This window comes from Spirillospora sp. CA-108201 (assembly GCF_050936235.1).
In the GTDB taxonomy this organism is placed as follows: Bacteria; Actinomycetota; Actinomycetes; order Streptosporangiales; family Streptosporangiaceae; genus Spirillospora.
This window is the reverse complement of sequence record NZ_JBNJNE010000001.1, coordinates 7345513-7365077: the sequence shown is the minus strand read 5'-3', so window position 1 is coordinate 7365077 and position 19565 is coordinate 7345513. Positions and strand designations below refer to the sequence as shown.

The following is a 19565-nucleotide window of genomic DNA, read 5'->3' as shown; positions in this document are numbered from 1 at the left end:
AAGGGGCCGCGGCGCGGCCGATTCCGGCGGACCGCGAATGCGTTGCCGGATTGGAACGGGATAAAGGACGGCACACTGCCCGTCCTCGACTCCCTGTCCCTGTCCCGCGGTCGCCAATTCACCGGCGGCCGCGGACGGGAAGAAGCCCGACCCAGGGCGCCTCGCGCAAGGCCGCCTTACGCCGCCGTGCGTCAGTCGTCGGCGGAGAAGCGGACGGCGGTCGGGGGCAGGTGGATGCCCGGCCAGACGCGGACGCCGGAGCGCAGCTCGTTGCCGGGCCCCACCACCGCGCCGTCGCCCAGGACGACGCCGTCGAGGACCGCGCCGGGGCCGACCCGCGCGCCCCGGCTGAGGACGGAGTCGCGGACGGTGGCGCCCTCGGCGACGAACGCGTCCTCCAGCAGGATGCTGCCGACCACGGTGGCGCCCGACTCGACCACCGCGCCGCGGCCGACCGTGGTGCCGCCGCGCACGACCGCGCCCGGCGCGACGCGCGCTCCCGCGAGGGCGAGGCGCTCGCCCGGCTCGCCGGGCATGGCGGGCGAGGCCAGGGCGCCGAGGACGAGGTCGCGCGAGCCCCGGACGAACGCCTCGGGCGTGCCGACGTCCAGCCAGTAGCCCGACTCGACGTACCCCATGACCACCGCGCCGGAGGAGATGAGCGACGGGAACGTCTCGCGTTCGACGGAGACCACCTCGTGCTCGGGGATCGCGTCGATGGCCGAGCGGCGGAAGACGTAGCAGCCCGCGTTGATCTGGTTCGTCACCGGACGGGGCGTCTTCTCCAGGAACGCGGTGACGCGGCCGTCGTCGGCGGTGGGGACGCACCCGAAGCGGGACGGGTCGTCGACCTCGGTGAGGTGGAGCGTCACCTCGGCGGCGGCGTCCTCGTGCAGCTTCACCTGGGCGCGGACGTCGTGGCCCGACAGGATGTCGCCGTTCAGGATCAGGACCGGGTCGTCCCCGCCGCAGGTGAGGGCGCGGGAGGCGTTGCGGATGGCGCCGCCGGTGCCGAGCGGCTCGTCCTCGCTGACGTAGACGAGGTCGACGCCGTAGGCGCGGTCGCCGAAGGCGGCCTCGAACATCTCGGCGCGGTAGGACGTGGCGAACACGATGCGCTCGACGCCCGAGGCGTGCGCGCGGGCCAGCTGGTGCGCGAGGAACGCCACCCCGGCGGTGGGGAGCAGCGGTTTCGGTGTGGAGATCGTCAGAGGGCGCAGGCGGGTGCCTTGACCTCCTACCAGGAGGATCGCTTCCACTGGGTTCCTTTCTCCACGCGCGGTCGGAGAAAGCCTAGTGGGTGCGTGCGGCGGCGTACTGGTCCACGGCGCGCCGGTAGGAGGCCATGTGCGCCTCCGCTGACGCCGACCAGGAGAACCGCTCGGAGCGGGTGTGGGCGGCCTCGGCGAGCTCGGCGCGGCGGGACGGGTCGTCGATCAGGGCGGTGAGGGCGGCGCCGATGCCGTCCGGGTCGGGCTCGGTGTAGGCGACCGCGTCGCCGCCGACCTCCGGGAGGGGGCCGCGGTGGGTGGTCAGGACGGGCGCGCCGCAGGACATGGCCTCCAGGACGGGCAGCCCGAAGCCCTCGCCGCGGCTCGGGAGCGCGACGACCAGGGCGCCGCCGAAGAAGCCGGGCAGGGCGGGCCAGGGGAGGTAGCCGGGGCGCAGGACGCGCAGCTCCAGCGGGACGGTCGCGAGCGCCGCGTCGACCTCGTCGTCCCAGCCGCCGCTGCCCGCGAGGACGAGGGCCGGGGCGTCCTCGCGGCCGGCGCAGGCCCGCACCCAGCCGCGGATCAGGTTCGGGACGTTCTTGCGCGGCTCCAGCGCGCCCAGGTAGGCGACGTAGGGGCGGCCGTGCAGGCCGAGGCGGTCGGAGACGTGCTTGACCTCCGGCTCGGACGGGCGGTGGAAGACCTCGTGGTCGACGCCGTGGTAGGCGACGTCGATGTGGGACGGGTCGGCGCCGAGGATGCGGACCAGCTCGTCGCGCGTCGAGCGGGACGGGGCGATCAGCCGGGTCGCGCGGCGGGCGGCGGTGCGGGTCGCCGACTTGATGTAGGAGGTGCGCACCGGGTCGTGCGGCTCCGGCTCGGCGAAGAGGGTGACGTCGTGGATCGTCACCACGGTCGGCAGGCCGGCGCTGACCGGCATCGTGTAGGCGGGCAGGTGGATGACCTCGGCGCCGACGCGCCGGGCCACGTGCGGCAGGCCCGACTGCTCCCAGGCCAGCCGGGTGGCGCGGTGCGAGAGCGTCGCGGGGCCGGCGACGACCTGCGCGCCGGGGGCGAGGCCCTCATAGCGTTCGGCGTCCGCGCGCTGGCAGGCGACGGCGAGGTCGGCGCCCAGCCGGTGCAGGGCGCACAGCAGCCCGTCCACGTACCGGCCGAGCCCGCCGCGGTCGGCAGGCACGGCGGTGGCGTCGAGCAGAATCCGAGGCGCCACGGTCCACTCCCCCATCCAGCGCGGTGGCGTAGATCACTCTTTACTCTCCGAGCGTACGCCCGGAAGGCGCCAACTCGCCGGATCTCGTTCCACGCGATTCATCGTGAGGGGCCCTCCCCACAGGGCCACCTCTTACGCGCCCGGCCTCCCGCGCCCTATCTTTTCCGGGCGCGGACCAGAACGATGCTGCCGCGCTCGTTCGGCGCGGCGCGGTCGGCGAGGGCGACGAGCGGCGTGAGCGGCGCGGCCGCGTTGAAGCCGACCCTGCCGCCGTAGGTGGACAGGGAGAGGTAGAGGCGCTCGGTGGCGGCGGTGCGGAACTGGTAGCTGTGCCCGACGAGGTCGAGGCCGCGCTCGTCCATCAGCTTGCTCAGGCTGTCGTGGGTGTAGGTGTGCTGGACGTGGTACTTGGCCTTGTGCGCGTCGCGCAGCTTCGGCCAGGCGTCGGCGCGGCTCAGCACGTCGGCGGACATGAAGATCTCACCGCCGGGCTTGAGCACCCGCGCCATCTCGTCCAGCGACCTGCCGCCGTCGTCGAAGTGCTCGATCGCGCAGACCGACAGGACCGCGTCGAACGAGCCGTCGGCGAACGGCAGCCGCAGCGCGTCGCACTCGATCAGCGCGGGGGCGTGCGCGAGCGTCCGCCCGTAGACCATCTTGCCGCGGGCCAGGTCGATCGAGACGGCGTCGGCGCCGCGCCGGCGCGCGCGGCCGGCCCAGTAGCCGTCACCGCCCGCGACGTCGAGGACCCGCCTGCCGCGCAGGTCGCGCCCCATCCAGTCGAGCAGCGTCCCCGCCTCGCGGTACCGGCACACGTGCACCTGGTGTCCCATGAAGGCGACCACATCCGAAATCTTCATCGCTCCCCAACTCTAGGCGGAGCGGGCGGCCGCGAGGTCACGTTCGCCTACGCTGGGCGCGTGAAGATGAAGGTCGTCGCCGTCCGGAGCCTGCGCGTGCTCCTGGTCCTGCTCGCGCTCGCGTTCTGCGGCTACAGCGTCGCGTCCCAGCGGGACGCCGCGGTGGACGCGTTCCGGCAGATGTCCTGGGCGACGCTCGCCGGGGCGCTCGCCGCGGGGCTGGCGGGGCTCTTCGTCTGGATGCTCGGCTGGCGGGAGTTCCTCGCCGGGCTCGGGTCGCCGCTGCCGGTGCGCGCCGTCTTCCGGATCTCGGGGATCAGCCAGCTCGGCAAGTACGTCCCGGGCAAGGTGTGGGCGCTGGTCACCCAGATCGAGATGACGCGGGAGCACAAGGTGCCGCCCGAGCGCAGCTTCGGCTCGACGATGCTGGCGGTCGCGACGTCCACCGCGTGCGGGCTCGCGGTCGCGGCGGTGACGCTGCCGCTGACGTCCGCGGCGGCGCGGCGGGAGTACTGGTGGCTGTTCCTGCTGGCGCCCGTCCTGCTGGCGATGCTGCATCCGAGAATCGTGAGCTGGGCGCTCGGCGTGATGCTCAGGCTCGTGCGGCGGCCGCCGCTGGAGCATCCGGTCGGCCTGGCCGCGACGCTCAGGGCCATCGGGTGGACGGTCCTCGGCTGGGCCCTGTTCGGCGTGCACACCTGGCTGCTGTGCGCGGCCGTGGGCGGCGACGGCAAGGGCCTGCCGTTCCTGGCGACCGGGGCGTACGCGCTGGCGTTCGTCGCCGGCTTCCTCGTCTTCATCGCCCCGGGCGGCATCGGGGCCCGGGAGGCGGCCCTGACGGTCGTGCTGACGCCGGTGCTCCCGGCGGGCGCGCCGGTCGTGGTCGCGATCGCGTCCCGGGTGCTGCTGACGGCCGCCGACCTGCTGATCGCGGGCGCGGCGTTCCTGCTGGGCAGGACGGCCCCGGCCGCGGGGAATGAACCGCGGTCCAAGGAGCTTGTGACGGGTACGCAGCCCACGACGGGTACGCAGCCTACGAAGGAGGGACCGTGACGGCCCCGATCACCGTGACCGACGCGACGTTCGCGGACGAGGTCCTGAGCAGTGACACCCCCGTGCTGGTCGACTTCTGGGCCGACTGGTGCGGGCCGTGCCGCATGATCGCTCCCGTGCTGGAGCAGATCGCCGCCGAGCAGGACGGCAAGATCAAGATCGCGAAGATGGACTACGACGCGAACCCGCAGACGCCGGGCAAGTACGGCGTCATGGGGCTGCCGACCCTGCTGCTCCTCAAGAACGGCGAGGTCGTGGAGCAGATCGTCGGCGCCAAGCCGAAGCGCGCCCTGATGAAGGTCATCGAACCGCACCTGTGAGCGCGTCGAGGTAGGCGGCCCACACCGGGCCGTGGTCGACCGGGCGGACGCCGGAGCGCAGCCGCTCCGGCTCCCCCGGCGCGTAGAAGCGGCGGAGGGCGCCGGCGAGCGCGGGCACGTCGTCCGGCGCGCAGACCAGGCCGTCCACGCCGTCGCGGATCTGCTCGGCGAACCCGCCCACATCGGTGGCGATCACCGGGAGGCCGTGCTCGTGGGCCATCCACACGTTCTGCGACGAGGTCGCCGACCGGTAGGGCATGACGAGCGCGTCGGAGGCGGCGAACAGCCCCGGAATGTCGGCGGCCGGGACGTATCCGGGCCGCAGCTCCACCCTGGACGCCAGGTCCAGCGAGGCGACCAGCTCGCGGGTCTCGTCCAGGCCGCCCCAGAACTCGCCCGCGACGGTCAGCGCCACGTCGTCCGGGCCTTCGGCCAGGGCGCGCAGCAGGACGTCCAGCCCCTTGTAGGGGCGGACGATCCCGAAGAACAGCAGCCGCCGGCGCACCTTCCCGTCGCCGGGCGCGGCGGGCCCCGCCGAGGGCAGGTGCGCGGCCATCTCCGCGACCCGCACGGGCCGCCGGGTGAGGCCCCGCGCCAGGCCGGCCTGCGCCTCGGTGTGGACGAGGACGCCGTCCGCCTTCCGCAGCAGGCGCCTCATCAGCGGCTCGTCGTAGGGCTTCCGCTCGTGCGGCAGGACGTTGTGGCACAGCGCCACCACCGGGGTCCGGCCCCGGATGCCGGCGAGGATCCCCAGGTAGGACGGCACCTGGACGGTGCTCAGCACCACCAGGACGACCAGGTCGCACGAGCCCAGCGCGCGGCCGGTGCGCCACCAGCCGTCCGGGCGGCGCCAGTCGAGCCGGCGCCGGGTGCCCGGGAACGGCTCCCCCTCCGGCTCGGAGATCGTCTGCTGGCCCGGGTACAGGAACGCGGGGTACTGGGCCCGCCAGGACTCGATGACGACGTCGTGGCCGGCCGCCGCCAGCCGGTGGGCCAGCTCGGTGGTGTGCCGGGCGCCGCCGCCCTTGTAGGGGAACGCGGGCCCGACGATCGCGACGCGCATGCCGCTAGACGTCGCCGCGCGAGCGGACGATCAGGTCGGCCAGCAGCGCCAGCGACGCGATGATCAACCCCGTCACGAAGATCATGATGGTGTTGTTGGCGAAGTAGCCGAAGTGCACCACCATGTCGAACACGCCCTTGAGCAGCCCGATCACGATCAGCCACAGCGCCGGCGGCATCAGCACCTTGAGCGGGTTGAAGTACATCACCATCCGCAGCACCTGGAGGATGTAGCGGTAGGCGTCCTTGGTGAAGTGGAACTTCGACTTGCCGGCCCGCTTGGCGTAGTCGATCGGCACGTACCGGACCGGGTGCTGGTTCGACAGGAACGCGATGGTGATCGTCGTGACGCAGGAGAACCCGGGCGGCAGCAACCGCAGGTAGGGCAGCGAGACCTCGCGGCGGAACGCGCGCAGCCCCGAGTTCAGGTCGGGGATCTTCGTGTTGGTGAGCCGCTCGGCGACCTTGCGGATGAACCACTTGGCAGGCACCCGCAGCGCCTTGTGCGTCCCCTCCTCGGTGGTGCGCGCCCCGACGACCTGGTCGATCGCGGGGTCGGAGTCCAGGAGCTCGACCAGCTCGGGGATGCGCTCGTTCGGGTAGGACATGTCGGCGTCGGTCCACACGACGACGTCGCCGCGGGCCTGCTGGGAGCCGATGCGCCGGACGGTGCCCGACCCGCTGTTGTGCTGGAACGCCATGATGCGCATGTTCGGGAAGCGGGGCGCCGCCTCCTCCAGCCGCGCGAGCGTCGCGTCGGTCGAGCAGTCGTCGACGGCCAGCAGCTCGTAGGTCTTGCCGCTGGCGTCCATCGCCTCGCAGATGCGCTCGATCTCGTCGATCACGTGGTCCTGCTCGTTGTAGCAGGGCAGGACGATCGTGACGTGGACGGAGCCGGACGGGGCCGGCGGACCGGGCGCGGGCGCCGGTTCGGGCACGGGCGCGGGGTCGGACGCGGGCTCCACATCGGCGGGCGGCTGGGGCTTCGGCTCGACAGACTGGGTGCTCACGCAGCGCGAGGATACTCGCCCCCGCGCGCATCGGCGGCCTTACGGCCCGGCCGGCTCGGCCGCCCACACGTCCATGGTCAGCCCCCAGGTGCCGCCGGGCGGCCCGGTGAGCGTGCGCCCGTCCTGCCGCGTCACCAGGTGCAGCACCTGCCGCGGCGTCCCGTAGGGGGCCACCTGCTCGGGCTTCGCCGCCATGATCACCGGGCGCCGCCCGGCCCGGAACGCCCCGGCGACGACGCGCCGCACGTCCCCGGGCGACGCGGAGCCGGTCGTGCGCGCGGCGGGCAGCCCGCACTCACCGCGGACGACCTGGAGGAACCGGTCGGCGGTGGACTGCTCGACCATCACGACGGACGCGCGCGGCGGCAGGGCGCCGCACATCCCGTCCACGGCGGCGACCTCGCCCTGCTCCGTGCGGGTCACCAGGTAGCCGCCGGACGTCAGCAGGATCGGCACCAGCATCAGGGCGACGCCGCCGACCGCGCCCGTCCGCACCACCTTCGGCCCGTAGCCGAGCCGCCGGACGCGCTTGACGGTCCAGGCCGACGCGAACACCGTGAACAGCAGCAGGCCGGGGATCGCGAGGCCGACCAGCCGCCGGGAGGCCCACGGGTGGTCGGGCGTGATCCCGGGACGGACCAGCACCTGCGCGGTCGTCCAGACGACCATCGCGTAGGGCGGCAGCCATTCCGGGGACTGCCCGCGCAGCAGCCGCCGCACCAGCAGCGCCGCGCCGAACGCGGCGAACAGCAGCGCGGGGACGCCGACGTACCAGACGACCCAGTACAGCGACAGCTCCGAGTACTGCCGGGTGCCGTCGACCGGGAGGTGCTGGATCTTCTGGATCATCTCGATGAACCGGACGTTCATCGCGTCGTCGCCGGTCGCGGGCGGGCGGCGGACGGTCTGCACCAGCGGCCGGAGCGCGAAGGCCGCCGTCACCAGCACGGTGAGGACGGCGGCGGCGTCCGGCAGGCGGCCGCGCGCGACCGCCGCGCCGGCGCGGCGCAGCCGGGCCCCCGCCGGGTCCCAGCGCAGCGCCGCGACCAGCAGGACCGTCGCGACCAGCACGGCGGCGGAGATGGCCAGCAGCGGCACGAGCGACGAACGGAGGTAGGTCAGGTAGGGCCGGGACATGGTGAAGCCCTCGACCAGCCCGGCGCCGGCGCCGAGCAGCAGGCCCCCTGCCGTCCAGAGACCGGCCGGCCGCCTGCGCGCGATCAGCAGGCCCGCGAACGCCGCCACCGGCAGGACGTCCCGCAGCCCGTCGATGCGGACGAGCACGATCAGCCCGAGCGCGGCCCCGGCGAGGAGCGCCTTGAGGCCGGTGACGAGCCCGTCGCGGGGCTCCCGGCGGACGTCGTACATCAGCGACAGGCCGCCCAGCAGCAGGACGATGGCGGGCAGCTCGCTGAAGGTGTTGCGGGAGACGTAGAGCATCGGCAGCGTCAGCGCGAGCAGCAGCGCCCCGGCGGGCGCCCAGCGGGGGCCGACGAGGCGCGCGACGAGCCCGGCGAACGACAGCACGCAGCAGGCGCCGAGCAGCGGTGCCATCAGCACCATGCCGTGGGCGCCGCCGACCCACCCGGCCGGCGCCAGCACCAGCGGCCAGCCCGCCATGAACTGCGGGACGACGGAGCCGCCGTGCTGGTAGAAGGCGGGGCTCGCGAAGTCCAGGGCCGGGTCCGGGCCCCCGAACGCGCTCTGCGCCAGCGGGATCGGCAGCGATCCGTGCTTCGCCAGCCACATCGCGAACTGGACGTAGGACGCGGGGTCGCGGCGGACGACGATCTGCTCGGAGCACATGACGACCTGGACCACCAGGAACGCGGCCGTGACGGCGAAGACCGACCACACCGGCCAGCGCTGCACCGCGTCCAGACCGCCCGGGGCGTTCAGGCTCCCCGGACGCTCACCGGCGTTGTCCCCAGGACGGGACCGCAGGCCGAGCCACAGCACCAGGGCCGCGACCGGAACGAACAGCGCGACCGCCGGGGCCGGGCGGAACACGCCCGCCATCAGCAGCGGCAGCGAGACCGCCAGCCACGCGACGAGGACCAGCGCCGGGGCCGCGGTCGCGCGGACGAGCAGCCGACCAGCGTTCATGATTTCGCCCCAGGCTCGCCGTCGCGGCGTGCGCCCGCCACTGTTCCGTCCTTCACCCGTGCGGAGCGTAGCGGCATCGGCGCGATGGCGACGCCAGGACGATCATGCGGGCATACGCTCGGACCATGAGCTCACATGCCGGGGCCGCGGGCACGCCCGCGGAGCTGCTGGCGCGGCGGGTCGCCGGCGACCCGTCCCGCCCGCTGGTCACCTTCTACGACGACGCGAGCGGCGAACGCGTCGAGCTGTCCTCGCGGACGTTCGGCAACTGGGTGGCCAAGACGGCGAACTTCCTGGTGGACGGCCTCGCCGCCGAGCCGGGGACCCGCGTCGTCCTGGTCCTGCCGCCGCACTGGCAGACCGCGGTGTGGCTGATGGCCTGCTGGTCGGCCGGTCTCGTCGCCGAGCCGGCCGATCCGGAGGAGTTCGCGCGCGGCGGCGCCGAACCGGCCGGGGGGCCGGATCCGTACATCCTGGCGGCGGCGCAGGAGGTGCTGGACGACGTGCTCGCGGACGAGGTGCTCGCAGGAGGGGCCGAGGAGATCGTCGGCCTGTCGCTGCACGCGCTCGGCGGCCCGCTCGCCGACTGCCCGCCCGGCGTGACCGACTACGCGGCGGAGGTGCGCGCGTACGGAGACCGATTCGTCCCGGGGCCCGAGGCGGGGCCGGAGGCCCCCGCGCTGAATGTGACAAAGGACACATTGAGCGCGGCGGAGCTGGTGGGCGCCGCGCGCGGGGCCGTTGAGAAATGGGAGCTCGACGCACGCGACCGGCTCCTGGTTGACATGTCCTTCGCCACACTCGACGGGGTACTGACCTGCCTTCTCGCACCGCTAGCCTCGGGTGCTTCCGTCATAATCCAACGAAACTTTGACAAAGCCGCCCTAGATCGTCGCCTGACCCTGGAGCATGTGACGGTGGTGGCCGGTACGCCCGGACCGAATGACGAATCCGGCTCCGTGTACCGCCTCCCCTGACCTACGCTTCCCCTTGCCCTCGTCCCGTCCGTTCGAACCATGAGCCACGGGCCGGCCCCCACGCGGGGGACGTCCCCCGGACCCCCGGAACCGCTTATCTCCCCGGACCTCGGAGCCGATGAACAGCAACCCGATGTACATGGAGTACGTCGACGACGCCGACCCGCAGCCGGCGCCGCGACGCGGCTGGCGCATCCTCGGCTGGGTGTGCATCGGACTGTCGGCGGTCATGGTGGTCGGCTCCCTCACCGCCTACGGCCTGTACCGCCAGGCGTTCGGGAACATCTCGCACGAGGACGTCAACGCCCAGCTCGGCCCCAACCGGCCGAAGAAGCTGAACAGCGCGATGAACATCCTGATGCTCGGGTCCGACACCCGTGAGGGCTCGAACGCCAAGTACGGCCGCTCGATGAAGAACGAGGTGCCGCGCTCGGACACGATGATCCTGCTGCACCTGTCCCCGGGCGGCGGCCAGGCGATGGGCATCAGCTTCCCCCGCGACCTGATGGTCCGGATGCCGTCCTGCAGGAGCCGCAAGGGCGGGACGGTCCCGGCGCAGACCCGCGCGCAGATCAACTCGGCGTTCAGCAACGGCGGCGCGGCCTGCGTCATCAAGACGATCGAGAGCATCTCCAACATCCGGATCGACCACTTCATGCAGGTCGACTTCAACGGGTTCAAGTCGATCACCAGCGCCGTCGGCGGCGTTCCGGTGTGCCTGCCCAAGGACGTCGACGACCCCAAGTCCAAGCTCAAGCTGAGCGCGGGCAAGCACAAGATCAAGGGCGAGACCGCGCTGGCGTACGTGCGCGTGCGGCACGGCCTCGGCGACGGCTCCGACACCGACCGCATCAAGCGCCAGCAGAAGTTCATGGGCTCCCTGGCCGGCCAGGCGATGAGCGCCGGCGTGCTCAGCAACCCCCGGCGCATGCTCCAGCTGATGAACGCCGTGACCAAGTCGCTCACCACCGACAAGGAACTGACGCCGCAGGTCATGATGGACATCGGCCAGGAGATGCAGGGCATGACCACCGGCAAGCTCCGGTTCGTCACCGTCCCCTCCGGGCCCGACCCGCTGGACCCGAACCGGGTGGCGCTCAACACCTCCGCCCAGCCGTTCTTCTCCGCCGTCCGCAACGACAAGACCGTGCCGAAGGAGCCCACGCCGGGCGCCACGAAGATCCCGCCGAGCCAGGTGCGCGTGCGGGTCTACAACGGCAGCGGCATCGACGGCCAGGCCGGGCGCGTCGCCAGCGACCTGGAGTCGCAGGGCTTCCAGGTGACCGTGGGAGGGAACGCCCCCTCGCCCACGACCGTCACGAAGGTGATGTACGGTGCCGGTGCCGACCAGCAGGCGCAGACCCTGACCGCGCTGATCCCGAGCAAGCCGCAGGCCGCGGCGCGCACCACGGGCGGCACGCCGGGCGTCGTCGACCTGTTCGTCGGCCAGGACTGGACGAACCTCAAGAGCGGCGGCGGCGGCATCCCGAAGCAGCAGGGTGAGATCCGCGCCAGCGACGACATCTGCAAGGAGAGCTGACCGGGCAGCCGTATGACCTACACCACCAGGCCCTCAGAGGCCGACGCGGCACAGCGAACCGAACGGCCGTCCGTCACGGACCCGGCGGCGCCCCCCGAGGCGGGGGCGCCGGGAGCCGCGGGCACCGACCCCTCGGGGAGCCCGGCCCCGCGAGGCGCCGCGCGCAAGGTGCGCGACCCGTTCTTCGACAACGCCAAGTACTTCGCGATCCTGCTGGTGGTGGTGGGGCACTCCCTGGCCAACCTGCTGAACGTCCCGCTGGCCAAGGGCCTGTACCTGTTCATCTACCTGTTCCACATGCCGCTGTTCATCGTGATCACCGGCTACTTCTCCCGGAACTGGACGTTCGCCGGCGGCAAGGCCCGCAAACTGATCACCAACGTCGGCGTGCCCTACGTGGTGTTCGAGTTCGCCTACTCGATCTACGACTGGCTCGCGGGCCGCAACCACCTCGAGATCAGCCTGCTGAACCCGTACTACCTGACGTGGTTCCTGTGCGCCCTGTTCATGTGGCGCCTCTCCACCCCGGTCTGGCAGCAGATCCGCTGGCCGCTCGCCGTGGCGACGGTGTTCGCGCTGCTGTCGTACATGAGCAACCTCGGCGGGACGTTCGACATCCACCGCGTGATCGGGCTGCTGCCCTTCTACGTCCTCGGGCTCACGCTGAAGCCGCAGCACTTCGAGTTGCTGAAGAAGCCGATCGCCCGGCCGATCGGCGCGCTGGTGCTCGCCGGCGGCCTCGCCGGCTCCTATCTCGTCATGAACCACATGTCGCGGAGCTGGATCTACTGGAAGCACGCGAACTTCCAACTCCACGTCGGCAACCTCACCGGCACCGTGGTGCGGATCTCGATGTTCGCCGCGGCGATCGTGTTCGTCGCCGCGTTCCTCAGCCTCATCCCGCGCAAGCGGTACTGGTTCACCTCCCTCGGCTCCTACACGCTGTACGCGTACCTGCTGCACGGGTTCGTGACCCGGCTGCTCAACTTCACCGGCTGGTGGGGCGCCGACTGGATGCACACCCCGACCGGGGTCGTCATCGTGATCGTCGGCGCTCTGGTGGTCGGAACGTTCCTTTGCTCGAAGCCCGTCGTGCGGACGATGAGCTGGGCACTGGAGCCGAAGATGAAGTGGGTCTTCACTCCCCTGAGAAGGCCCGCCCGCTCCCGCTGACGTTTCCTTTTCCGCTCCTTTCCCGCTCCCGCCGACGCCCGACCCCCCGGAGATATGACCGACGTCCTCCCCACCCCGCCGCCCGCCACGGGCAGTGCGCCTGCCGCCACGGGCAGTGCGCCCGCCGTGTCCGAGGCGCCTCCCGTCCCCGGTCCCCGCCACGCGGCCCCGCCGGAGGGCGCGCCGCGCCGCCCCCGGGACGCGTTCTTCGACAACGCCAAGTTCTTCACGGCCGTGCTGGTCGTGGTCGGGCACTTCTGGTCCCAGTTCGGCGACAGCCGCGCGGCGCACGCCGCGTACGTCGTCCTCTACGCCTTCCACATGCCGGTCTTCGTTTTCATCACCGGCTATTTCTCGCGCGGATTCATGCGCTCGACGGACAAGTTCCGCGGCGTTCTTCCCACGCTTGTCGTCCCCTATGTCATCTTCATTCTGCTCTACCGGGCGCAATTGATCCTCATCAACGGGGTGCAGTTCCGGCTGAGCGAGCTCTTCCGGCCGCATTTCCTGATGTGGTTCCTGGTGGCGCTCGTGTTCTGGCGGCTGAGCGCGCCCCTGTGGGGGCACCTGCGCCATCCGGTGGCCGTCTCCGTGGCGTTCAGCCTCGTCGGCGGCAGCTGGGCGTTCACCGCCGACTCCACGCTCAGCCGGACCGCCGGGCTGCTGCCGCTCTTCGTCCTCGGGCTGACCGTCGACCCCGGGCTCGTGCGCCGCCTGCGCGCCCGCTGGGCCCGGTGGGCCGGGCTCGCCGTCCTGGCCGCCGCCCTCCCCCTCGCCTACGTCTGGGAGCTCGGCACGGTCGTCCCGAAGATCGACAGCGGTCTGCTCTACTGGAACAAGGGTTACGATGCCATGGGCTTCGGCGCCGCCGAAGGCATGATGTGGCGGCTCGTGGCCCTCACCATCGCCGTTCTCCTCGGCGCCGCCTTCCTCGCGTGCATACCGCGGGAACGGTCCTGGTACACCGAGATGGGGACGCGGACGATGTACGTGTACCTGCTGCACGGACTCGTCATGAAGACGTTCGATTACACCGGCATGCTGGACAAGCCAGTCCTGCACAACCCGTTCGGCATCGTCTCGGTCACCGTGGCCGCCGCCGCGCTCGGCGTCGTCCTCGCCACCGCACCCGTGCGGCGGCTCACCCGGTGGGCGGTCGAGCCCGACGCGCGGTGGCTCCTTCGATCCGCGCCCGCCAGGACCTGAGGTTCGATCCCGACCTGTGGGTATAGTCCAGAATCACCGAGTAGTTGATTGGCCTTCGCGTGAGCTCTGATCACGATATCTCCCTGAGCATCATCGTGCCCGTGCACAAAGTGCAGGGGTACATCCGGCAATGCCTTGATTCCATCCTCGATCCGGACCTCCCCAATCTCGAGGTCATCGCCGTCGACGACCACTCGCCGGACGGCTGCGGCGAGATCCTCGACGAGTTCGCCGAGCGCGACCCGCGCGTCAAGGTCCGGCACCTCAGCGAGAACGTCGGGCTCGGCCGCGCGCGCAACATCGGCCTCGACATGGCGACCGGCGACTACGTCTGGTTCTTCGACAGCGACGACTACGCGACCGAGGGCGCCGTCCGCGCGATCTGCGACCGGCTCGCCGAGACCCGGCCCGACGTGCTGGTCTTCGACTACGCCCGGTCGTACTGGAACGGCAAGGTCAAGCGCAGCATCATCAACCACCTGTTCCGCGAGCCGCCCGCGCCGGAGGTGTTCACCCTCGCCGAGCGGCAGAGCGTCCTCGAGATGATGATGACGGCCTGGAACAAGGCGATCCGCCGCGAGTTCCTGCTGGACCTCGGGCTGCGCTTCAGCGGCGGCTACTACGAGGACGTCAACGTCACCTACCCGATCCTGATGGCCGCCGAGCGGCTGAGCCTGCTGGACCGGGTCTGCTACATCTACCGGCAGCGCCGCCGCGGCGCGATCACCAAGACCGCGGGCGCCAAGCACTTCGACGCCTTCGCGCAGTACGACCGCATCTTCGAGTTCATGGACGGGATGGGGGCGAAGGCCGACCCGTTCCGCACGCTGATGTTCGACCGGACGATCTGGCACCTGCTCGTCATCATCGAGCGGCCCGACCGCGTCCACGAGTCGGAGAAGCCGCGCTTCTTCGCGGAGATGTCGAAGACGTACCAGAGGTACGAGCCGGCGGGGCACGTCCCGCCGGACGACAAGCCGTTCCTCGCCGACAAGCACCGGATGATCAAGGCGGGCGACCACCGGGGCTTCGAGCGGGTCCGCGCCGCCGAGGCCAAGGACAAGGCGAGGAACCGGGGCGGCAAGGCCGCGAAGATCCGCAGGCGCGGCGTGCGGCTGGGCAAGGAGCTCGCCAAGGAGCGCTACTACCAGATGCAGCGGCGCCTCCCGATCGAGGAGGACCTCGCCGTCTTCGGCGCGTACTGGTACCGCGGGTACGCCTGCAACCCGGCGGCGATCTACGAGAAGGTCCGCGAGCTGGCGCCGGACGTCCGCCCGGTGTGGATCGTCAAGCCCGGCACCCGCAAGACGATGCCGGAGGGCGTCGACTACGTCGTCGCCGGCTCCGCCGACTACTACCGGACGCTGGCCCGCGCGAAGTACTTCGTCAACAACGTCAACTTCCCCGACAACTACGTGAAGCGGCCGGGGCAGGTGCACATGATGACGCAGCACGGGACGCCGCTGAAGAAGATGGGCCTCGACCAGATGGAGTACCCGGTCGGCGCCAACGACATGGACTTCAAGGCCCTCATCGCCCGTTCGGACCGCTGGGACTACCTCGTCTCGTCCAACCCGCTGTCCTCGGAGGCGTGGGAGCGCGGGTTCCCCTGCGACTACGAGATGCTGGAGATCGGCTACCCGCGCAACGACCGGCTCGCCGCGGCCGACGCGGACGAGCGCACCCGGCTGCGCGCCGAGCTCGGCGTCCCGGGCGGCGCGACCGCGATCCTGTACGCGCCGACGCACCGCGACTACCAGCGCCGCTACACGCCCATGTTCGACATCGGGCGGATCGCGGACGCGCTCGGCGAGGGGCACGTGCTGCTGCTGCGGGCGCACTACTACTACAAGATCAAGAACATGGCGGCGGACCTGGGCTGGCCGGAGGGCCGGGTCATCGACGTGTCCAAGCACCCGTCCGTCGAGGACCTCATGATCGCCTCGGACGCGCTGCTCACGGACTACTCCTCGGTGATGTTCGACTACGCCAACCTCGACCGCCCGATCGTGATCTACGCCAACGACTGGGAGACCTACCGGCTCACCCGCGGGGTCAACTTCGACCTGATGGAGACCCCTCCCGGCGTCGTCGCCTCGACCGAGGCCGAACTGGTCGAGGCGTTCACGTCCCGGGCCGCGTGGAGCGACGCCGCCGCGAAGAACCTCGCGAACTTCCGGGCGCGGTTCTGCCCGTGGGACGACGGGCACGCGGCCGAGCGCGCCGTGCGCCGCATGTTCCTCGGTGAGAAGATCCCGAACCCGCCGCAGTAGGCCCCGGAGCCGGACGGCCCGGCGCCGTCCGGCGCACATCCAAGTCACGCCCGAAGGAGTGGGTAGCTTTGCCCTCCAGCAGGATCAGCGTCGTCGTGCTCTCGCACGGAGCCGGAGAGTCGCTCGGCGGCACCCTCGCGTCGATCGCGCGCCAGTCGCACGCCGACCTGGAGGTCCTGGTGGTGGACGACGGCGCGGGCGCCGCCGCCGGGGTCGCCCTGCCCGACGAGCGGTTCCGCGTCGTGCGGCGGGGCGCGCCCAGCCGGGGCGCGGCGCGCGACCTCGGCGCCGCGCACGGCGACGGCGACTTCCTGCTGTTCGTGGACGGCGGCGACGAGCTGCCGGAGGACGCCGCCGCGGCGCTGGTCGCGGCGCTGGAGGCGTCCGGGTCCGACATCGCGCTCGGCCGCGAGGCCGTCCGCCGCGGGCCCGACCGGGCGCCGGTGTGGCGGCCGGTCGAGCCGTCCCTCGCCCCGGCCGCCGGCACGGACGTGCGCCGCACCCCCGATCTCGTCCGCGAGCGCGGGGTCCGCGGGAAGCTGTTCCGCCGGTCGTTCTGGACGTCGCACGGGCTGGACTTCCCCGACCTCGGCCGCTACGAGGACCTGGCGCCGGCGGTGCGGGCGCTGCACCTCGCGGAGCGCGTGGACGTGCTGCCCGGCGTCGTCCTGCACCGGCGGGGCCAGCGGTTCCGGGCCACGACGGAGGCGCAGGAGATCGCGGACGGGTTCGGCGCGGTCGCCCTGGCCCTCGCCTGGCTCGACGAGCACGGCCACGCCCGGTCCCGGCGGCGGCTCCAGGCCCTCGCGGCCGCCGAGGAGCTGCGGGTGTTCCTGGACGCGCTGCCGGATCTCTCCGCCGACGAGCGCGAGCAGGTCGTCGCGCAGGCCGGCGCGTACGCCTCCGGGCTGCCCGCCAAGCTGCTCGCCGACATCCCGGCGCTGGCCCGGCTGAAGTGGCATCTCGCCTCCGCCGGGCACACGACCGAGCTGGTGAAGGTCGTCCGGTACGAGCGGGGGAAGGCCTCGCCGTCCATCGTCCGCGACCCGCTGCGCCGCTACGTGGTCTACCCGTACTGGAAGGACTCCAAGGTCGACGTCCCGCGCGAGGTCTACCGGGCGCGCGGCGAGCTGCGGATGCGGGGCCGGGTCCACGCGGTCGGCTGGGACGGCGACCGGCTCACCGTCACCGGCGAGGCCTACATCAACTCCGTCAGCATGCGGCGCCGCTGGACGTCGGTGAAGACGATCACGCTGCGGTCCGGCAGACGGAAGATGACCGCGCGGGCCCGGCAGGCGCCGGCGCCGGGCAAGAAGTCGGGCTGGTCCGGGTTCGATTTCGCCTTCGACGTCGGCCGCCTCCGCGACCACGGGACGTGGGTCGAGGGCGTCTGGACGGTCGAGGCGTCGGTGCTGAACGCGGGCGTGCTCCGGCGGGGACCGCTGCGCGGCGGCGGCTCCGGCAGCGGCGCTCACCCGCCGTACCGCTACGTCGCCGACGGCGTGCGCGTCGTCCCGCGCATCGACGACGGCCGCCTCGTCATCGAGGTCGAGCGGGTCGCGGCGGCGGCCGTCGCGCTGTCCTGGGACGGCGACATGCTGGTCATCGAGGTGGAGGCGGACGAGGCGCCGGACGGGCTGTCGCTGACGCTCGGCGACGACCGCGTCGAGGTGCCGGTCACCGCGTCCGGCGGCCGGTACGTCGCCCGCGTCGCCCCGGACGCCCTCGAAGGGTCCCCGCTGCCGCCGGAGGAGATCGACGACACCCGCGACTGGACGGTCCGCGTCGCGGGCCGGCCCCTGGTGCTCGCCGAGGACGTCGAGGACGCCCGCCGGGCGTTCGGCCCGCTGGAGGTCGCCGCGGACCGCGGGCCCGGCGGCTACCTGCGCGTCCGGCGCACCACGGCGCGGCTCTCCGTCGACGCCTGCGACTGGCGGCCGGACGGCACCCTCGTCCTGGCCGCGGCGCATCCCGCGCACGGCGGCGGCCAGATCGTGCTGCGCGGCCGGTGGCACCGCAAGGAGTACGCGTTCGACCTCGTCGCCGACCCGGAGTCGGGCGTCCTGCGCGGGCAGGTCCCGGTCGCGGCCGTGCCGGGCGTCGCGGGCGTCCTGCCGCTGCGTCCCGGCCGCTGGGACGTGCTGTTCCGGCCTCCGGGCGAGCGGGCGCTGACCGTCCGGCTGTCGCCGGAGGCGCAGCGCGACCTGCCCGGACCGCTGGAGGTGGCGCGGCGCGGCTACGCGCTGGAGGCGCGCGACGGGCGCCTCGCCGTGGCGGTGACGGGCGACGTGCCGCAGGAGGAGAAGAGCGCCGGCACCCGGTACCGGGAGGAGGCGCGCCGCCGCGTCGACCGCGACGGGCTGCGCGACGCCGTCGTGTTCTCCTGCTTCGGCGGGCGGCAGTTCTCCGACAGCCCGAAGGCCGTCCACGAGGAGCTGGTGCGCCGTGGCTCGGACCTGGAGCAGCTCTGGGTCGTCAACGACGCGCAGGTCGAACTGCCGGACACGCTGCGCTCCGTCCGGCTGCACGGCAGGGAGTGGCACGAGGCGCTCGCGACCTCCCGCTACATCGTGGCGAACCACCGGCTGGGCGACGCGTTCCGGCGGCACCCGGACCAGGTCGTCCTGCAGACCTGGCACGGCACGCCGCTGAAGAAGATCGGCGGAGACATCAAGGAGGTGCACTTCGCCTACGCGCCCGGGATGAAGAAGGCGCTCCAGTCGCGCTCGAAGGACGCCGGGCCCGCCCTGCCGGAGTGGAGCCACCTGCTGTCCCCCAACCCGTTCAGCACGGAGATCTTCCGCCGCGCGTTCGCGTTCAAGGGCGAGATGCTGGAGGTCGGCTACCCCCGCAACGACCTGCTGTACCGCCTGGACGCCGACGCGGTCGCCGCGCGGGTGCGGGCCCGGCTCGGCATCCCCGAGGGCAAGCGGGTCGTGCTGTACGCGCCGACGTGGCGCGACGACCAGTACTACAGCCGCGGACGCTACAGGTTCGACATGCGGATCGACCTGGAGCGGGCCCGCGCCGCGCTCGGCGAGGACCACGTCCTCCTGGTCCGGCTGCACACCAACGTCGTGGACGGCGTCCGCGAGGACGAGCACGGCTTCGTCCGCGACGTGTCGGCCTATCCCGACATCACCGAGCTGTACCTGATCTCCGACGTGATGATCAGCGACTACTCGTCGGTGATGTTCGACTACGCGGGCACCGGCCGGCCCATGCTGTTCTTCACCTACGACCTGGCCGACTACCGGGACCGGCTGCGCGGCTTCTACTTCGACTTCGAGTCCGAGGCGCCGGGGCCGCTCGTGGAGACCTCCGACGACCTCATCGAGGCGGTGCGCGGCGCGGAGTCCGCCATGGACGGCTATCGCGACCGCTACAAGGACTTCGTCGCGCGTTTCTGCCCCCTCGACGACGGGCATGCCGCCTCCCGTGCCGTCGACCGCGTCTTCGGTTCGGCGGGCGGAGACCGGTAGGCGTCATCGGGGAAGGCGACTGGTCCGTGAACAGTGTTCCTGACCGTTGCAAGGAGTTAGA

At 72.3% G+C, this 19565-nt stretch carries 14 protein-coding genes; 8 read left to right on the top strand and 6 right to left on the bottom strand.

Features of this window, described 5'->3' with window-relative positions; genetic code table 11:
• Positions 1–191 precede the first annotated feature (191 nt).
• The 3 genes from manB to ACQEU6_RS35410 all read right to left on the bottom strand — a co-directional run bounded on the left by manB (position 192) and on the right by ACQEU6_RS35410 (position 3302).
• Positions 192–1259, bottom strand: a complete 1068-nt coding sequence (gene manB, locus ACQEU6_RS35420) for a mannose-1-phosphate guanylyltransferase (RefSeq protein WP_499337830.1) — start codon at positions 1257–1259, stop codon at positions 192–194.
• Between the two features lie 34 nt (positions 1260–1293).
• On the bottom strand, positions 1294–2442 hold the full coding sequence (locus tag ACQEU6_RS35415; RefSeq protein ID WP_499337828.1) for a glycosyltransferase family 4 protein: 1149 nt from the start codon (positions 2440–2442) through the stop codon (positions 1294–1296).
• 155 nt (positions 2443–2597) lie between these two features.
• Positions 2598–3302, bottom strand: coding sequence for a class I SAM-dependent methyltransferase (locus tag ACQEU6_RS35410; protein WP_499337826.1), 705 nt, complete (start codon positions 3300–3302; stop codon positions 2598–2600).
• A 66-nt stretch (positions 3303–3368) separates the two neighbouring features.
• Between ACQEU6_RS35410 and ACQEU6_RS35405 the strand changes: the two genes are divergently transcribed.
• Entirely contained in the window at positions 3369–4355 is a 987-nt protein-coding gene (locus tag ACQEU6_RS35405) for a lysylphosphatidylglycerol synthase domain-containing protein (protein WP_499340466.1), read from the top strand.
• Positions 4352–4675, top strand: a complete 324-nt coding sequence (gene trxA, locus ACQEU6_RS35400; protein ID WP_179837481.1) for a thioredoxin — start codon at positions 4352–4354, stop codon at positions 4673–4675. The genes ACQEU6_RS35405 and trxA overlap by 4 nt, the downstream gene beginning before the upstream one ends.
• Here the strand turns inward: trxA and ACQEU6_RS35395 are convergent.
• Genes ACQEU6_RS35395 through ACQEU6_RS35385 form a run of 3 tightly spaced genes read right to left on the bottom strand, consistent with a single transcriptional unit; the run spans position 4656 to position 8853 of the window.
• A complete protein-coding gene (locus ACQEU6_RS35395) occupies positions 4656–5738 on the bottom strand; it encodes a glycosyltransferase family 4 protein (RefSeq protein ID WP_499337824.1) in 1083 nt (360 codons plus the stop codon). The genes trxA and ACQEU6_RS35395 overlap by 20 nt on opposite strands.
• Positions 5739–5742: 4 nt before the next feature.
• A complete protein-coding gene (locus tag ACQEU6_RS35390; protein ID WP_499337822.1) occupies positions 5743–6747 on the bottom strand; it encodes a glycosyltransferase family 2 protein in 1005 nt (334 codons plus the stop codon).
• Between the two features lie 39 nt (positions 6748–6786).
• Positions 6787–8853, bottom strand: a complete 2067-nt coding sequence (locus tag ACQEU6_RS35385) for a hypothetical protein (protein ID WP_499337820.1) — start codon at positions 8851–8853, stop codon at positions 6787–6789.
• A 125-nt stretch (positions 8854–8978) separates the two neighbouring features.
• Between ACQEU6_RS35385 and ACQEU6_RS35380 the strand changes: the two genes are divergently transcribed.
• From ACQEU6_RS35380 to ACQEU6_RS35355, 6 genes are all read left to right on the top strand, one after another.
• Entirely contained in the window at positions 8979–9830 is an 852-nt protein-coding gene (locus tag ACQEU6_RS35380) for a TIGR03089 family protein (RefSeq protein ID WP_499337818.1), read from the top strand.
• 118 nt (positions 9831–9948) lie between these two features.
• On the top strand, positions 9949–11370 hold the full coding sequence (locus tag ACQEU6_RS35375) for an LCP family protein (RefSeq protein WP_499337816.1): 1422 nt from the start codon (positions 9949–9951) through the stop codon (positions 11368–11370).
• Between the two features lie 12 nt (positions 11371–11382).
• Complete coding sequence (locus tag ACQEU6_RS35370) at positions 11383–12543, top strand: acyltransferase family protein (protein ID WP_499337814.1); 1161 nt, start codon at positions 11383–11385, stop codon at positions 12541–12543.
• Between the two features lie 54 nt (positions 12544–12597).
• Positions 12598–13749 (top strand): acyltransferase family protein, encoded by a 1152-nt coding sequence (locus ACQEU6_RS35365; protein ID WP_499337812.1) that lies wholly within the window; start codon positions 12598–12600, stop codon positions 13747–13749.
• A gap of 59 nt (positions 13750–13808) precedes the next feature.
• Positions 13809–16022, top strand: coding sequence for a bifunctional glycosyltransferase/CDP-glycerol:glycerophosphate glycerophosphotransferase (locus ACQEU6_RS35360; protein ID WP_499337810.1), 2214 nt, complete (start codon positions 13809–13811; stop codon positions 16020–16022).
• A gap of 68 nt (positions 16023–16090) precedes the next feature.
• The gene (locus ACQEU6_RS35355) at positions 16091–19504 is read left to right on the top strand and encodes a bifunctional glycosyltransferase/CDP-glycerol:glycerophosphate glycerophosphotransferase (protein WP_499337809.1); all 3414 of its coding nucleotides are present in this window, start codon (positions 16091–16093) and stop codon (positions 19502–19504) included.
• Positions 19505–19565: the final 61 nt, after the last annotated feature.

What these genes read in the sequence shown, in the direction of transcription:
- ACQEU6_RS35385 (WP_499337820.1), bottom strand. Translation starts at nt 8,853, where the DNA reads ATGAACGCTGGTCGGCTGCTCGTCCGCGCGACCGCGGCCCCGGCGCTG.
- ACQEU6_RS35365 (WP_499337812.1), top strand. Translation starts at nt 12,598, where the DNA reads ATGACCGACGTCCTCCCCACCCCGCCGCCCGCCACGGGCAGTGCGCCT.
- ACQEU6_RS35370 (WP_499337814.1), top strand. Translation starts at nt 11,383, where the DNA reads ATGACCTACACCACCAGGCCCTCAGAGGCCGACGCGGCACAGCGAACC.
- ACQEU6_RS35375 (WP_499337816.1), top strand. Translation starts at nt 9,949, where the DNA reads ATGAACAGCAACCCGATGTACATGGAGTACGTCGACGACGCCGACCCG.
- ACQEU6_RS35380 (WP_499337818.1), top strand. Translation starts at nt 8,979, where the DNA reads ATGAGCTCACATGCCGGGGCCGCGGGCACGCCCGCGGAGCTGCTGGCG.
- ACQEU6_RS35410 (WP_499337826.1), bottom strand. Translation starts at nt 3,302, where the DNA reads ATGAAGATTTCGGATGTGGTCGCCTTCATGGGACACCAGGTGCACGTG.
- ACQEU6_RS35395 (WP_499337824.1), bottom strand. Translation starts at nt 5,738, where the DNA reads ATGCGCGTCGCGATCGTCGGGCCCGCGTTCCCCTACAAGGGCGGCGGC.
- ACQEU6_RS35405 (WP_499340466.1), top strand. Translation starts at nt 3,369, where the DNA reads ATGAAGGTCGTCGCCGTCCGGAGCCTGCGCGTGCTCCTGGTCCTGCTC.